Annotated in this window: 15 protein-coding genes; 12 read left to right on the forward strand and 3 right to left on the reverse strand. The window is 73.7% G+C overall.

Features of this window, described 5'->3' with window-relative positions; genetic code table 11:
• Positions 1 to 38 precede the first annotated feature (38 nt).
• On the reverse strand, positions 39 to 230 hold the full coding sequence (gene rpmB / locus ASG23_RS10940; protein WP_029289091.1) for a 50S ribosomal protein L28: 192 nt from the start codon (positions 228 to 230) through the stop codon (positions 39 to 41).
• 309 nt (positions 231 to 539) lie between these two features.
• Between rpmB and ASG23_RS10945 the strand changes: the two genes are divergently transcribed.
• From ASG23_RS10945 to mutM, 11 genes are all read left to right on the forward strand, one after another.
• Positions 540 to 2,069 (forward strand): DAK2 domain-containing protein, encoded by a 1,530-nt coding sequence (locus tag ASG23_RS10945; RefSeq protein WP_056024281.1) that lies wholly within the window; start codon positions 540 to 542, stop codon positions 2,067 to 2,069.
• A gap of 2 nt (positions 2,070 to 2,071) precedes the next feature.
• Positions 2,072 to 4,357 (forward strand): ATP-dependent DNA helicase RecG, encoded by a 2,286-nt coding sequence (locus ASG23_RS10950; protein WP_327019468.1) that lies wholly within the window; start codon positions 2,072 to 2,074, stop codon positions 4,355 to 4,357.
• 73 nt (positions 4,358 to 4,430) lie between these two features.
• Positions 4,431 to 5,123, forward strand: a complete 693-nt coding sequence (locus ASG23_RS10955) for an ABC transporter ATP-binding protein (RefSeq protein ID WP_056024284.1) — start codon at positions 4,431 to 4,433, stop codon at positions 5,121 to 5,123.
• On the forward strand, positions 5,120 to 6,733 hold the full coding sequence (locus ASG23_RS10960; RefSeq protein ID WP_082516072.1) for a DUF6297 family protein: 1,614 nt from the start codon (positions 5,120 to 5,122) through the stop codon (positions 6,731 to 6,733). The genes ASG23_RS10955 and ASG23_RS10960 overlap by 4 nt, the downstream gene beginning before the upstream one ends.
• Positions 6,730 to 7,287 carry a 16S rRNA (guanine(966)-N(2))-methyltransferase RsmD gene (gene rsmD, locus ASG23_RS10965; protein ID WP_056024287.1) on the forward strand — a complete coding sequence of 186 codons (558 nt, stop codon included), beginning with the start codon at positions 6,730 to 6,732 and terminating at the stop codon, positions 7,285 to 7,287. The genes ASG23_RS10960 and rsmD overlap by 4 nt, the downstream gene beginning before the upstream one ends.
• A gap of 298 nt (positions 7,288 to 7,585) precedes the next feature.
• Positions 7,586 to 8,074, forward strand: a complete 489-nt coding sequence (coaD, locus tag ASG23_RS10970) for a pantetheine-phosphate adenylyltransferase (RefSeq protein WP_056024648.1) — start codon at positions 7,586 to 7,588, stop codon at positions 8,072 to 8,074.
• Positions 8,071 to 8,562, forward strand: coding sequence for a hypothetical protein (locus tag ASG23_RS10975; RefSeq protein ID WP_056024294.1), 492 nt, complete (start codon positions 8,071 to 8,073; stop codon positions 8,560 to 8,562). Before coaD ends, ASG23_RS10975 begins: the two co-directional genes overlap by 4 nt.
• A 144-nt stretch (positions 8,563 to 8,706) precedes the next feature.
• On the forward strand, positions 8,707 to 9,285 hold the full coding sequence (locus ASG23_RS10980; RefSeq protein ID WP_056024297.1) for a YceD family protein: 579 nt from the start codon (positions 8,707 to 8,709) through the stop codon (positions 9,283 to 9,285).
• Between the two features lie 2 nt (positions 9,286 to 9,287).
• Entirely contained in the window at positions 9,288 to 9,485 is a 198-nt protein-coding gene (rpmF, locus tag ASG23_RS10985; RefSeq protein WP_056024300.1) for a 50S ribosomal protein L32, read from the forward strand.
• 59 nt (positions 9,486 to 9,544) lie between these two features.
• On the forward strand, positions 9,545 to 10,237 hold the full coding sequence (gene rnc, locus ASG23_RS10990; RefSeq protein ID WP_056024302.1) for a ribonuclease III: 693 nt from the start codon (positions 9,545 to 9,547) through the stop codon (positions 10,235 to 10,237).
• A gap of 1 nt (position 10,238) precedes the next feature.
• Positions 10,239 to 11,141 (forward strand): bifunctional DNA-formamidopyrimidine glycosylase/DNA-(apurinic or apyrimidinic site) lyase, encoded by a 903-nt coding sequence (gene mutM / locus ASG23_RS10995; RefSeq protein WP_056024304.1) that lies wholly within the window; start codon positions 10,239 to 10,241, stop codon positions 11,139 to 11,141.
• Here mutM and ASG23_RS11000 read toward each other — a convergent pair.
• Complete coding sequence (locus ASG23_RS11000; protein ID WP_056024651.1) at positions 11,138 to 12,055, reverse strand: NAD(P)-dependent oxidoreductase; 918 nt, start codon at positions 12,053 to 12,055, stop codon at positions 11,138 to 11,140. The genes mutM and ASG23_RS11000 overlap by 4 nt on opposite strands.
• Positions 12,056 to 12,136: 81 nt before the next feature.
• On the opposite strand from ASG23_RS11000, the gene ASG23_RS11005 reads away from it, so the two are divergent.
• On the forward strand, positions 12,137 to 12,763 hold the full coding sequence (locus ASG23_RS11005; protein ID WP_056024654.1) for a response regulator: 627 nt from the start codon (positions 12,137 to 12,139) through the stop codon (positions 12,761 to 12,763).
• Positions 12,764 to 12,777: 14 nt separating this feature from the next.
• Here the strand turns inward: ASG23_RS11005 and ASG23_RS11010 are convergent, their stop codons facing one another.
• Complete coding sequence (locus ASG23_RS11010; RefSeq protein ID WP_056024307.1) at positions 12,778 to 14,466, reverse strand: GAF domain-containing sensor histidine kinase; 1,689 nt, start codon at positions 14,464 to 14,466, stop codon at positions 12,778 to 12,780.
• Between the last annotated feature and the right edge of the window lie 5 nt (positions 14,467 to 14,471).

Below are 14,471 nucleotides of genomic sequence, written 5' to 3' on the forward strand. Positions count from 1 at the left end.
TGACAACCTCGCGGGCCTTCGAATGCGTCGGGTCGACGTCAGACGGCGCGCTGCACCTTGCCGGCCTTGAGGCACGACGTGCACACGTTGAGACGCTTGGGCGTCCCCGCGACGACGGCACGCACGCGCTGGATGTTCGGGTTCCAGCGCCGCTTCGTGCGCACGTGCGAGTGCGAGATGCTGTGCCCGAAGCTCGGGCCCTTGGCGCAGACGTCGCAGTTGGCAGCCACGGTCTTCTCCTGTTGCTCTTGTGGAACATGAGCCGCGTGTGCGGCGAAGTCATGGGTCGGGGCGCACGTGCGACACCGTCTCCGTACCGTTTCCGGAAGTGGATTCGGGGGCCGCCGTCGGGCACCACCTGCGCCCAGCGAGGCCGGGCAACCGGTCAAGACTAGCCCATCGGGGACGTCGGCCCAAATGTGGGTGGGATGAGGCAGGGTGGTGCCTCGTCGCCGCCGTTGCACGGTCTGTGCCGCGATGTCGGTGGCGACGGTTCTGGCGATGATGGTGCTGCTGCGGAACGAGACGGCGGAGGTGCGGTGGATCTGCTGGAGGCAGCGGCGGTGCGCGCCTGGGCGGTCGCGGCACGCGTGGCGCTCGAGGTGGCGGCGGACCGGATTGACGCCGTCAACGTGTTCCCGGTCGCCGACTCGGACACGGGCACCAACGTCCTGCTCACCGTCGTGGGCGGTGCCGACGCGGTCGCTGTTCTCCCGGCGGACGCCGTGGCCCGCGACGTCGCGCGCGCGTTCGGACGCGGCGCCCTGCTCGCGGCGCGCGGCAACGCCGGCGTCATCGTGAGCCAGTACCTGACGGGCTTCGCTCGTGCGCTGCCCGCGCGGGCCGGCGCTCCCGAGGTCGCTCACGCGCTGACCGTGGCCGCCCGGGCCGCCCGTGAGGCGACCGTGGAGCCGCAGGAGGGCACGGTGCTCACGCTGGCCGACGTCCTCGCGGTCGCGGCGACGACCGCGGCCGACGCCGGTGCGGACCTCCCGACGGTGCTCACGGAGGCGGTCGCGGAAGCCCTGCGCGCCCTCGGGCGGATCAGCGCCCTGCACCCCGTGCTGCGCGCGGCCCGGGTGCTTGACGCCGGCGCCTGCGCGCTGCTGGTCGTCCTGGACGCGCTGGCCCGCGCGGTCGGCGACGAGCGGCCGGTGCACGTCCCGCTCGACTGGCTGCCCTCGGCCGCCGCGCACCACCGGTCGGTGGAGTCCGCCGGCGGTGCGTACGAGGTCATGCTGCTGGTCAGCGACGACCGCGCGGGCGACGGCGCCGTCATCGACACCGGCGCGGAGCTCCGGGCGCGCATGGGTGGGCTGGGCGACTCGGTGGCCGTGGTCGGCGGGGACGGGTGGTGGCACGTGCACGTCCACACCGACCAGCCGGCCGCTGCGATCGCCGCCGCAGCGCTGGGTCGACGCGAGCAGGTCCTCGTCCGGCTCCTGGCCGGGGCGCACGCCGGCGGGTCGGCTCTGCACGGCCGTGCCGACGGCCGGGAGCGGTGGGGCGTGGTGGTGTGCACCGCCGCGGCCTCCCTGGCCACCTGGTACGCCGCCTCGGGCGCGGTCGTCCTGGTCCGCTGCCCCGAGGCTCCGATCCGGGCCGGTCACCTCGAACGGGCAGTCACGGACACCGGCGCGACGCACGTGGTGCTGCTGCCGGGTACCGGTGCGGGTGCGCAGGAGGCGACGGCGGTGTCGATCCCCGGGGTCGTCGTCGAGGTGCTCGACGCGGCAGACGAGGTCCGTGCCGCCGTCGGGTCGCTGGCCCTGGCCGGTGAGGGGCCGACGTCCGAGGGCTGCGCGGCGGCGCAGGCGGCGCTGGCCCGGCTCGACGTGCACGCCGTCGATATCGCCTCCGCGCGAGCCGTGACCGACGCGGTCGACGCGCTCGTGCGGACGCCACGGCCGACCGCGGCCGAGAGCCTCACGGTGCTCGGCCGGGACACGTCGGACGGGGAGCTCCTCGACGCCCTCGTCGCGCACCTGGCGGCGCACCACCCCAGCCTCGAGGCGACGGTGGTCGGACCGACAGGGCACGGTCCCGCGCTCGTGCTCGGGCTGGACTGACCGTGGCGACGAGCAAGGGGATCCGGTACCACGACAGCGTGCACACGCACGTCGAGGCGCTCGAGGAGCGGGTGCCCGGGAAGCCCGCCGAGCTGAAGAAGCTCGCGACCCTCGGCATCGAGACGGTCGGAGACCTGCTGGCCCACTACCCGTGGCGCTACGCCGACTCGCGGGAGGTCACGGACATCGCCGGCCTGGCGGTGGGTCGCAACGTCTCGCTCGTCGCGCAGGTGCGCAGCGCGGAGGTCCGGCTGGCGCAGAAGACGGGCAAGCCGCGGGTCGAGGCCAAGGTCACGGACGGCGCTCGCACCCTCGACCTCGTGATCTTCATGCCGCACCGCGGTGCGGCCGACTTCCACGTCAAGCGCCTGGTGCCAGGGTCGCTCGGGCTCTTCTCGGGGCAGATCAACGTGTTCAGCGGGCGGCTCCAGCTGGCCAACCCCACGTACGCGATCTTCAGGCACGAGGTCGACGAGGCTGTGGCGCTCGAGGAGGCCGAGTGGCCGATCCCGATCTACCCGGCGACCGCCGGGCTGGAGTCGGACAAGATCCGAGCAAAGGTGCGGGAGGTCCTGGCGCCCCTGACCGAGGCAGACGTACCGGACCCCGTGCCGGACGTCGTGCGCGCCGAGCGTCACCTCGCGTCGCGCTGGAGCGCCCTGCGGGGCGTCCACGTCCCGCAGACCGAGGACGACTGGCGCAAGGGCCAGGCGCGGCTGCGGTACGAGGAGGCCTTCGTCCTGCAGGTCGAGCTGGCCCGTCGTCGAGCCCACGCGCAGCGCGAGGAGTCGACAGCCCGCCCGGCCCGGTCTGGGGGGTTGCTGGAGGCCTTCGACGCGCGGTTGCCGTTCGTCCTCACCGACGGGCAGGTCGCCGCAGGGGAGCAGATCGCCGCCGACCTCGCGCGGTCGCACCCCATGCAGAGGCTGCTCCAGGGGGAGGTCGGCTCGGGCAAGACCGTGGTGGCGCTGCGCGCGATGCTGCAGGTGGTCGACGCAGGCGGACAGGCGGCGCTGCTGGCGCCCACGTCGGTGCTCGCTGCGCAGCACGTCCGCACGCTGCGTGCGCTGCTGGGGGACCTGGCCGAGGGTGGTCTGCTGGGCGGCTCGGAGATCGGCACCCGGGTGGCTCTGCTCACCGGCGCGCAGAGCACGGCGGAGCGGCGCAGCAACCTGCTGGAGGCGGCGAGCGGTCAGGCGGGGATCGTAGTCGGCACGCACGCGCTGCTGTCGGACCCGGTGCAGTTCGCGGACCTCGGGCTCGTGGTCATCGACGAGCAGCACAAGTTCGGCGTCGAGCAGCGGGGTCGGTTGCAGGCCAAGGCCGCGAACGCGCCACACCTGCTGGTGACCACCGCCACGCCGATCCCGCGCACGGTGGCGATGACGGTGTTCGGCGAGCTGGAGATCTCGGAGCTGCGGCACGTCCCGGCCGGTCGCAGCGGCATCACCACCCACGTGGTCCCGGCCGACAACCGGCCCTGGATGGACCGGACGTGGAACCGGGTGCGCGAGGAGGTCGAGCGCGGCGGGCGGGCGTTCGTGGTGTGCGCGCGCATCGACGCCGACGATGAGGCCGACGGTGCTGACGCTGCTGACGGTGCCGAGATGGTCCCCGACGAGCCGGCCACCGTCGGGGAGGCGCAGGCCGCCGCGCAGCGCGCACCCAGGAAGCCGTTGCGCGCCGTCCTCGAGGTCGCCGAGACGCTGCGGGACGATCCGCGTCTGGGCGGCGCGGCGGTCGGCCTCCTGCACGGGCGCATGACGAGCGAGGAGAAGGACCGGGCCATCGCGGACTTCACCTCCGGACGCACCCCGGTGCTCGTGTCGACGACGGTCATCGAGGTCGGCGTCGACGTGCCCGCGGCCACGATCATGGTGATCCTCGACGCTCACGTCTTCGGCCTCTCGCAGCTGCACCAGCTGCGTGGCCGGGTGGGCCGGGGGAGCGCCCCGGGCCTGTGCCTCCTCGTCGCGGACGCTCCCGAGGGCACCGTCGCCGCCCAGCGGCTGGGTGCGCTGGCAGCGACGACCGACGGGTTCGAGCTGGCGCGCGTCGACCTCGAGCTGCGCAGGGAGGGCGACGTCCTGGGCTCGGCGCAGTCCGGGAAGCGCGGCACGCTGCGGTTCCTGCGCATCGTCAGCGACGGTGCGGTCATCGACCGGGCGCGCGACGACGCGCAGGCACTGGTCGAGACGGACCCGGAGCTGGCCGCGTGGCCGGCGCTGCGTGCCGCGATCGACCTGCAGCTGGCGGACGGGCGCGAGGAGTTCCTCGGCCAGAGCTGAGCCGGAACGGAGTCGGAGCGTTGCGTCAGAAAGCTGCGTCGGAGTCACGGCGACCTCGCATACCCTGACGCACGTGCCCAAGAAGCCCGTCATCCGCGCGCAGGACCTGATCGTCGGCTACGGCGGGGCGCCCGTGTGCGCACCCGTGACATTCACGCTGGCACCCGGAAAGGTCGTCGCCCTCGTCGGCGCCAACGGCTCCGGGAAGTCGACGGTGCTCCGGGCCGTGATCGGGTTGCTCGAGCCGTCGGGCGGCACGCTCCGCGTGTTCGACGGCCCCGTCGACGAGCGCGACGTCGCGTTCCGCACGAAGGTGGCCAGCGTCCTCGACGACGACGCGTACTTCCCGGGGCTCACCGTCTCCGAGCACCTGTACCTGACTGCCCGCGGGCACGGCGTGCACGGCGCGCAGGAGGTCGTCGCCGAGCTCCTCGCCGACTTCGGTCTGGCCGACCACGCGCGGTCGCTGCCGGTCGCGCTCTCGTCCGGTCAGCGTCGCCGGCTCCTGCTCGCCGCGGGCTTCGTCCGACCGCGCTCCCTGCTCGTCCTCGACGAGCCGGAGCAGCGCCTCGACCGCGCGATGCGGGACCGGCTGGCCGCGCGGATCGTCGCGGAGAAGACCGCGGGTGGTTCCGTGCTCCTGGCGACGCACGACCCCGATCTGCTGCGGGCGGTCGCCGACCGGGCCGTGCACGTCGCGGACGACGTCACGCGGGTGCTGCCCACCGACCAGGCCGCCGACCTGATCTCGCGGGAGAACCCGTGACCGCGATCGACCACGACGACGAGCCCGTGGTCCAGCCCTTCGAGGTCGGCGCGGTGCCGTCCGCGAAGAGCATCCGTCGCTTCACGTCCCAGGCGGCGAACGCCCGCGGGGGCGCCAGCCTCGGTTCGTTGCTGGGCGGCGTCTACTACGCGGTCATCAGCATCGCGATCAGCGTCGGCATCGCGCTGGGCTTCGCCCAGGCGATGCGTACGTCCCTGCCGCCCGCGCCCGAGGTGGAGGCGCCGCTCTCGCTGAGCCTCGCGACGCTCGTCGTCGTCATCATCGTGGCGCTCGCGGGGGCGCTCCTGTCGCTCGCCGGGCGTCTCGGGCCCGTCGGTGCCGGGGGAGCGGAGGCGGCCTGGTGGCTCGGGCTGCCGGTCGACCGACGCGGGCTGCTGCGCCCCGCCGCGCGCCGGTTGCCGCTGCTCGCCGGTTTCGTCGGTGCGATCCTCGTCGCGCTCCTGGACGCCGGGCTGCTCGCCGACCCGGGTCTGCGCGTCGTCCGAGTCGCGTCCACCGCGGCCCTGGTCGCGGCGGGGATCGTCCTGCTCGCGGCCGTGGGACAGTCGGCGAGCGTGTCGCGGCGCTCCATCGCGCTCGCCGGCGACGTCCTGCTCTTCCTCGCCCCGGTCGCAGCCGTGGTCCTCGCGCGGGTCGGCTGGTCCGTCGACGAGGTGCCCACTGCGCCGTGGTGGTTCGTGGTCGGACTCGTGCCCGTGGTCGTCGTGCTCGCGGTCGTCGTCGACCGTCGGCTCGGCCGCATCCCGTCGCGGACCCTGGTGGAGAGCGGGTCGGTGGCCTCGCAGGCTGTGGGCGCGGTGGTCTCGATGGACTCGCGCGAGCTCGGTCGGGCGCTGACCGACGGGGCCGCTGCACCGGTGCGCCGGTGGATCTCGCCGCTGAGCACGGCTCGCGGTCCGGTGTCCGCGCTGATCACGGCCGACCTGGTGGTGCTGAGACGCTCGGCGCGGCACATGGTGCAGCTCGTCGTCGCGGCGCTGGTGCCCGTCCTGGTCAGCACCGTGCCGCAGCTCGCCAGCCCGGTCGGTGTGCTGCTCGCCCTGCTGATCGCCGGCTCCGTCGCGACGAGCGCAACCGCTGAGGGCGCCCGGCGCGCCGAGATGGCGCCGATCCTGGACCGTCTGCTGCCGATCGACGCCAAGACCGTCCGCCGCCTGCGCATGGTCGTACCGGCCGCGGCGATGCTGCTGTGGTCGGTCGTCGCGTTCGCGGCGGTCGGCCGGTGGGCGTCCGACGTGCCCGGCTGGGTCGCGCTCGGGATCGCCTCGACGCCCGTGTGGGCGGCGGCGGCCGTGCGCGGCAGCTACCGGCCCGCCCCGAACTGGGGCGGTCCGCTCGTATCGACGCCGATGGGCGCGCTGCCCACCGGGGTGGCCACCGTGCTCGCCCGCGGGCCGGACCTCGTCATCCTCGGCCTGCTGCCGGTGTGGATCGCGGTGCTGCTCCGGACCGTGAACGCACCCCTGCTCTACTCGCAGATCGTCCTGTCGGTCATCGCCGTGGCGATCGCCTCGTCCATCCGGACGCGGTCGCTCATGGAGACCCTGATGGACGCGCAGGAGCAGGAGCGGGCCGGAGCGCGCCGGTGACGCGGATCGTCGCAGGGACGGTCGGCGGTCGCGTCCTGCAGGTCCCGCGCGCGGGCACCCGCCCGACGAGCGAGCGCGTCCGGGAGGCGCTGTTCTCCCGCCTGGAGCACCTCGACGTGGTCGACGGCGCCCGAGTGCTCGACCTGTACGCCGGCTCGGGGGCGCTCGGCATCGAGGCCGCGAGCCGTGGGGCCGCGCACGTCACGCTGGTCGAGTCCGCGCGCGACGCCGCCGACGTCTGCCGCCGCAACGTGACCACGCTCGGACTGGCGGCCACGGTGCAGGTGGTCGCGGAGAAGGCGGAACGGTTCACCCAGCGTGCGACTGTCGCGCCCTGGGACCTGGTGCTGATCGACCCGCCGTACGACCTTGCGGAGGACGACCTGGCCGGGGTGCTGGCCGGGGTCACGCCCGCGCTCACGGCACACGCGGTGGTCGTGGTGGAGCGGGCGTCACGCACCCGGGAGCCGACGTGGCCACCGGCTATGGTCCGGTTCGACCGACGGGCCTACGGGGACACCATCATGTGGTTCGCGGAGCTCCCCGAGTCGTGACCGCGGTGCAGGCCCGTGACCACGGGGCCGTCCGGTCCGGGGGGTGCCGTGCCCGCGACGGCGAAGCCCATCCGGCGGTAGAACGGCAGGTTCCGTGGATCGGTCGTCCCGAGGTACGTCCCGACGCCGCCCACGCCATCAACGGGTTCGTGCGGTAGGCGCGGGCCAGGACCGTGCGGACCGCGGGGGAGTCGGCGGCCGACGCGTGGTCGACGACGACGTCGAGAGCCATGCCCCGAGGGTAGGGCTGCCGCGCGTTCCGGATGGGCGGGACGGGCCGCTGGCCTACCCTGACCAGGTGACCACTGCCGTCTGCCCCGGGTCCTTCGACCCGCTCACGCTCGGGCACCTGGATGTCGTCCGGCGCGCGAGCACGATGTTCGACCAGGTGGTGGTCGGTGTCGCACGGAACTCGTCGAAGGCGTCGCTGCTCCCGGTCGAGGAGCGGGTCGCCCTGGCGCGTGCGGCGCTCTCGGACCTGGACGGCGTGCGCGTCGAGGCCGTCGACGGGCTGCTCGCCGACTTCGTCCGTACGGTGGGTGCCGTCGCGGTGGTCAAAGGGCTGCGCGGTGGCGCCGACTTCGACGCCGAGCTGCCGATGGCGCTGATGAACCGGCACCTGTCGGGGGTGGAGACGGTGTTCGTCGTGGGCGACCAGGCGCTGGCGCACATCGCGTCGTCGCTGGTCAAGGACATCGCGCGCTACGGCGGTCCGATCGACGACCTGGTACCGGAGGGTGTCGCGGAGGCGGTGCGGGCAGCACTACGAGGAGGGGACGCAGGATGACGGAAGAGGACCCGACCACGAGGCCCGAGGGCCTCACCGGCGTGCTGGACGCGATCGCGTCGGCGGTGGCGAACGCCCGGGCGATGCCGATGTCGTCGTCGGTGCTGGTGAACCGCGCCGAGCTGCTGGACCTGGTGGACCAGGCACGGGACGTGCTGCCCAGCCAGCTCTCGCGGGCCGACGAGGTGCTGGCCGACGCGGACACCGCCCGGTCGGTCGCCCAGGCGGACGCTGACGCGCTGCTGGCGCAGGCGCGCGCGCAGGCGGCGGCCCTCGTCGACCGGGAGGCCGTGGTCGTCGCTGCGCAGGAGCGCGCCGCGGAGCTGGTCGCGCAGGCCGAGCAGGTGGCCGAGGGCCTCCAGCGGGACGCCGACGACTACTGCGACCGTCGGCTGGCGGACTTCGAGATCGACCTGGGCAAGGTGCTGAGCCAGGTGCAGGCGGGTCGCGCGAAGCTCGCGGGCCGGCTGGGCGTCGACGACGCGTGAGGTGCAGCGTCGACGAGAGCTGACCGCCGGGGTGAGACCTGCGCCACTCCTGATGGATTTGGGTGGCTCCTGACCTGTGCCGTAGAGTTATCCGTTGGTTCTGCCGCTCATGGCTGGACCGAGATCAACGAGGGGACCCTGGCCGTGCCGCGCCCTGTTCACCTCGATCCCCGTTCGCCGTTCGTGCTCGATTCGCACGAGCTCGGTCGACGTCCGGGATCGACGAGGACCGTGCAGCGCACCGTGGGTGCCCCGGAAGATCTCGGTACGGATGTGATCGGCGTCCCCACCGGGACCGACATCGAGCTGGATCTGCGGCTCGAGGCGGTCATGGAGGGGGTCCTGGTCACCGGATCCGTCCGTGGTCGGGCGATCGGGGAGTGCGTGCGCTGCCTGGGTGAGGTCGTCGAGGATGTCGACGTCTCGCTCACGGAGCTGTACGTGTATCCCGAGCGCGCGGCCGTCGCGGTCGAGGACGGCGACGACGAGGAGGACGTGCGCGAGCTCGAGGGCGACCTGGTCGACCTGGAACCTGCGCTGCGGGACACGGTCGTGCCGGCTCTGCCGTTCCAGCCGCTGTGCCGTCCCGACTGCCCCGGTCTGTGCTCCGAGTGTGGCGCGCGGCTGGCGGACGACCCTGACCACTCGCATGAGACGCTTGACCCCCGCTGGTCCGCCCTGAGCGGCCTGCTGGGTTCGAACGACGAGACGAAAGAGAGCTAGCCGTGGCTGTTCCGAAGCGCAAGATGTCGCGCAGCAACACCCGTGCGCGTCGGTCGCAGTGGAAGACCACTGCCACGACGCTCCACACGTGCCCGCAGTGCAAGGCCAACAAGATGCCGCACACGGCGTGCCCGTCGTGCGGTGCCTACAAGGGCCGTGCCTACGCCGAGGCCGTGCGTACCGAGTTCGAGGTTCGCTGACCTGAGGCTCGTGGGCGACGCGCCCCCGCTGTGGAGCATTCGATGACCGGAGGACCGGCGTGAGTGCCGCGGCAGAGCTCCTGCACGAGAAGCTCGGGGTCCACCTGGACCCCGAGCTTCTTGTGCTTGCCCTGACGCACCGCTCGTTCGCGCACGAGGCCGGGGGGATCCCCACCAACGAGCGGCTCGAGTTCCTCGGGGACGCGGTGCTCGGGCTGGTGGTCACAGAGTCGCTATATCGCGCGCACCCGGAGCTGCCCGAGGGTGCGCTCGCGAAGATGCGGGCCGCCACGGTGTCCCAGCGTGCACTGGCGCTCGTCGCGCGTGACCTCGACCTCGGCAGCTACGTGCTGCTGGGCAAGGGGGAGCTGTCGACGGGCGGGCGGGACAAGGACTCGATCCTGTCCGACACGCTCGAGGCCGTGTTCGGGGCTGTCTACCTCAACCACGGCGTCGAGACCGCCCGCGCGGTGGTCGAGCGTCTGGTCGGGCCGTCGCTCGTCGCCGCGGCGGACCTCGGTGCGGGCCTGGACTGGAAGACGTCGTTGCAGGAGCTGTCCGCCGCCCTCGGTCTCGGTGCGCCGAGCTACGACGTCACAGGCGAGGGACCGGACCACTCCCGGACGTTCACGGCGCACGCGATCGTCGCCGGGGAGCCGAGAGGCGTCGGCGTCGGGCCCGCCAAGAAGCTGGCGGAGCAGGACGCCGCCGCGGACGCCTACCGGGTGCTCGCCGCGGAGCTGCAGCCCTGACGTGCCCGAGCTGCCCGAGGTCGAGACGGTCCGCGACGGGCTGGCGCGGCACGTGCTCGGTCGCACCGTCACGGGCGTCGAGGTGCGGCGCGACTTCAGCGTCCGCCGCCACGTCGACGGGCCGCTGGACTTCGCGGGACGCCTGCGGGGTCGACGTCTGGATGCCGCGGTCCGGCGCGGCAAGTTCCTCTGGCTGCTGCTGGACCAGGACGACGACGCCCTGATGGCGCACCTGGGCATGAGCGGACAGCTGCTGGTCCGGGGTCCGGGTGAGGACCGCCCCGAGCACCCCCACCTGCGCGTCCGGCTCGACCTCGACGACGGCTCCGCCCTGGACTTCGTGGACCAGCGCACGTTCGGGCACCTGAGCGTCGCGGACCTCGTCCCGACGCCGGACGGCGCACCTGGCGGGCTCGGCTCCCCGTTGCCGGTCGTCCCGGAGCCCGTCGCGCACATCGCCCGTGACCTGCTCGACCGCGCCCTCGACCGTGCAGCGCTGGTGGCGACGGTGCGCCGTCGCAAGACCGGCATCAAGCGGGCGTTGCTCGACCAGACGGTCGTGTCCGGGGTCGGCAACATCTACGCCGACGAGGGCCTGTGGCGGGCGCGGCTGCACTACGCCCGGCCGACCGAGACGCTGCGCAGGTCCGAGGTGGAGCGCGCGCTCGACGGAGCCGCCGAGGTGATGACCGAGGCGCTTGCGCAGGGTGGCACCAGCTTCGACGCGCTCTACGTCAACGTGAACGGCGCCTCCGGGTACTTCGACCGGTCGCTCGCCGTGTACGGGCAGCAGGGCCGCCCGTGTCCCCGCTGCGGCACAGCGGTGCGCCGCGACGAGTTCATGAACCGCTCCTCCTACACCTGCCCGCGGTGCCAGCCGAGGCCCCGTCGGGGCCGGTTCTAGCGCGCGACGACATTGCGGAGCCGGCCGCCGGCGAGGAACGCCGCGAGGTTCTCGGACACCAGCTCGCCGGCACCCATCGGACGCCCGCCCGCGGCGTGCGGGCTGATGAGCACCCGCGGCTCGTCCCACAGGGGGGAGTCGGCCGGGAGGGGCTCGGTCTCGAACACGTCGAGGGCCGCGCCCGCCAGCCGGTCGGACCGGACTGCGTCGAGCAGCGCGGCCTCGTCGAGCGTCGCGCCGCGGCCCACGTTGACCACCCACGCGCGCGGGGGCAGCAGGTCCAGGACGTCCGCGCCGACCGCGTGCCGGGTCTGCTCGGTGGCGGGCAGCAACGAGATCAGCACGTCGGTGCGCGGCAGGTGGTCGGGCAGGTCGAACGCGGAGATCACCGGGAAGCCGTGCCGGTCGCCGGCGACGGTCGCGACGCCCGTGACGTGGGCGCCCAGTGCGCTGAGCAGGGGTGCGAGCCGCGCGGCGATCGACCCGAAGCCCCAGATCAGCACCTCCGCGCCGTCGAGCGTCCGGAACGCCTGACCTGGCCGCGCCTCCTGCATGCCACCGAGCTCGTCGGCCCACCGGTGCTCCGACTGCGCACGTACCAGGTCCGGGAGCCGTCGCGCCGCGGCGAGCACCAGGGCGAGGGTGTGCTCCGCGACCGGGCCGTCGTGCAGCCCGCGTCCGGAGGTGAGGACGACGTCGTCGGCGAACCCGGCCGCGAGCGCCGCGTCCGGACCCGCCGCGAGCGTCTGCACCCACCGCAGGGCGGTGAGGCGGCGGGCCGAGTCGGCCGTCTGCTCCGGGTCGTTCCCCCAGAGCACGAGCACCTCGGCATCGAGGGCGTCGGCGGGCACCGGCTCGTTCACGTCGTAGCGCACCACCCGCACGTCGGCGGGCAGCGTCGGGTCGTCGGACATCGTCGAGGGCAGCAGGATCGTGGTCACCGTCGCTACGATGCCACCGTGTCCACACCCAGCGCCTCCGGGCCCATCACCGTGATGATCGTGGACGACCACGAGGTGGTCCGTCGCGGCATCGCGGAGCTCGTGGACCAGGCCGACGGCATGACCGTGGTCGCCGAGGCCGGCTCGGTGGCGGACGGAGTGCGGCGTGCCGGCCTGGTGAACCCGCAGATCGTCCTCGTCGACCTGCAGCTGCCGGACGGCACGGGGATCGACGTGCTGCGCGCGCTGCGCGAGCAGCTGCCCTCGACCCGCGCGATCGTCCTGACGTCGTTCGACGACGACGACGCCCTGGCGGCCGCGCTCGACGAAGGGGCCGCCGCGTACCTGCTGAAGTCCGTGCGGGGCGCGGAGATCACCGACGTGATCCGCGCCGTCGCGGCCGGGCGTGTCCTGCTCGACCAGCGGACCCTCAGGCGGTACAGGGCCCGTCACGACGACCCGACGGACGGTCTGACGCCGAGCGAGCTGCGCGTCATCGAGCTGATCGGCGAGGGGATGTCCAACCGGGAGATCGCCGAACGGCTCGGGATCGTCGAGAAGACCGTGAAGAACCACATCACCTCCGTGCTCGCGAAGATGGGCCTGCAGCGCCGCACGCAGGTCGCGGCGTGGGTGGCGTCACGTGCGCACGCGGGGTGGCGGGCCGAGCCGAGCGGCTGAGCCCCCGCCCCGGGTCATCCCAGGGGCGTCTCCCACGTCAGCAGCGTGCCCGGCCCGCCGGGTACGGCACCGATCTCGAAGGTGCCGCCGTGCAGACGGGCGCGTTGCGCGAGGTTGCGGGTACCCGAGCTGCGACGCAGGTCCGGCGCGAGTCCCGTGCCGTCGTCCTCGACCTCCACCCGGACGGATCCCTTCGGTCCTGCGCCCAGGACGCGAACCCGCACCGCGACGGAGGAGGCCTGCGCGTGCCGGGCCGCGTTGGCCAGCCCTTCGCGCACCACGGCGACCACGTCGGAGGTCAGGTCCGGGCTGACGCGCCCGTTCAGCTGGCCCTCGTCGAGGCTGCCCTCGACCACAGTCGCGCCGTCGAGGTTGACGACAAAGGAGGGGGCGAAGCCGAGGCCCGACCGCGCGAGAGACGCCTCGCGCCGCAGCCGCTCGACCAGGCCGGTGGTGGCGTCCGGGTCCCGCAGGTCGTGCACGATCCGACGGATCTGCCGCACCGAGCCGTCCACGTTGTCGAGCGCCTCATCGATGATCGCGGTCAGCTCGGTGGCGTCCACGCCGCGGGCCGCGCGTCGTCGGGCGGTCTCCAGCTGCAGGCCCGTCGCGAACAGCTGCTGGATGGCGAGGTCGTGCAGGTCCCGGGCGATGCGCTCGCGCTCGTCGAGCAGCGCCGCGACGTCCTGGGCGTGACGCCCGGCTGCCAGCTGGGTGGCGAGCGCAGCCTGCGCGGCGAACGACTCCGCGGTGGTGAGGTCTGCCTGCTCGAACGGGGGTGCACCGACCTTCCGCAGCAGGATGAGCACTCCGACGGCGCCGCCGGGCGCCGGCACGGGGGCGAACAGGGCCGGACCGAAGGACCGCATGGCGGGCGTGGCGACGGTGCGGGCGCGGGCGAGGGACGACGTGATCAACCCTTGGCCCTCCGTGACCACCGTCCACGCGCGAGAACCCGGAGGCATGGGCGCGCCCAGCAGCTTGTGACGCTCGCGGCCGACCGCGACCTCGATGAGCAGCTCGCCGCCGACCCCGGGCAGCGCGAGCGCGGCGGCGTCGGCATGGTCGGCGTCCCGGGCGGTCGAGACGATGCGTTCGAGCGCGTCGTCCTCGTCGATGCCCGCGAGCAGCGTCGTGGTGAGGTCCTGACCGGCGCGGAGCCAGTGCTCGCGTCGTCGCGCGTCGGCGTAGAGGATCGCGTTGGCGACGGCCGCCCCGGCTGCGGAGGCGAGCGAGACCACCACGTCCTCGTCGTCCTGCGTGAAGCCGCCGGGCTTCTCGGAGAGGTACAGATGCCCGAAGACGCGCGAGCCGACGTGCACGGACGTGCCGAGGAACGGGACCGACGACGGGTGGTCGGGCGGGATGCCGCGGAACGCCGGGTGCTGGCGCGCGTCGCCGAGACGGAGCGTGCCTGTCACGGGGACCTCGCCGAGCGCACCGAGCGCGAGCGGCGTCGCGCGCAGAGCGTCGGCGACCGTCCCCGACGCCTCGGTGGACACGAAGGACGTCGAGACCCCGAGCTCGTTGACCACCGCGACGGCTCCGTGCGGGGCTCCCGTGAGGCGAGCAGCCACCTCGACGAACCTGTCGAGCACGGCAGGCAGCTCGATCTCGCTCGCGACCGCCACGACCGCCCCGACCAGGTCGCTGCGCGGGACGCCCGTGCTCGGCGGTGGACCGGGAAGCGTCTCGTCGGCCACGGTCC

Origin of the sequence: Cellulomonas sp. Leaf395, from assembly GCF_001424125.1 — a bacterium.
Taxonomy (GTDB): Bacteria; Actinomycetota; Actinomycetes; order Actinomycetales; family Cellulomonadaceae; genus Cellulomonas.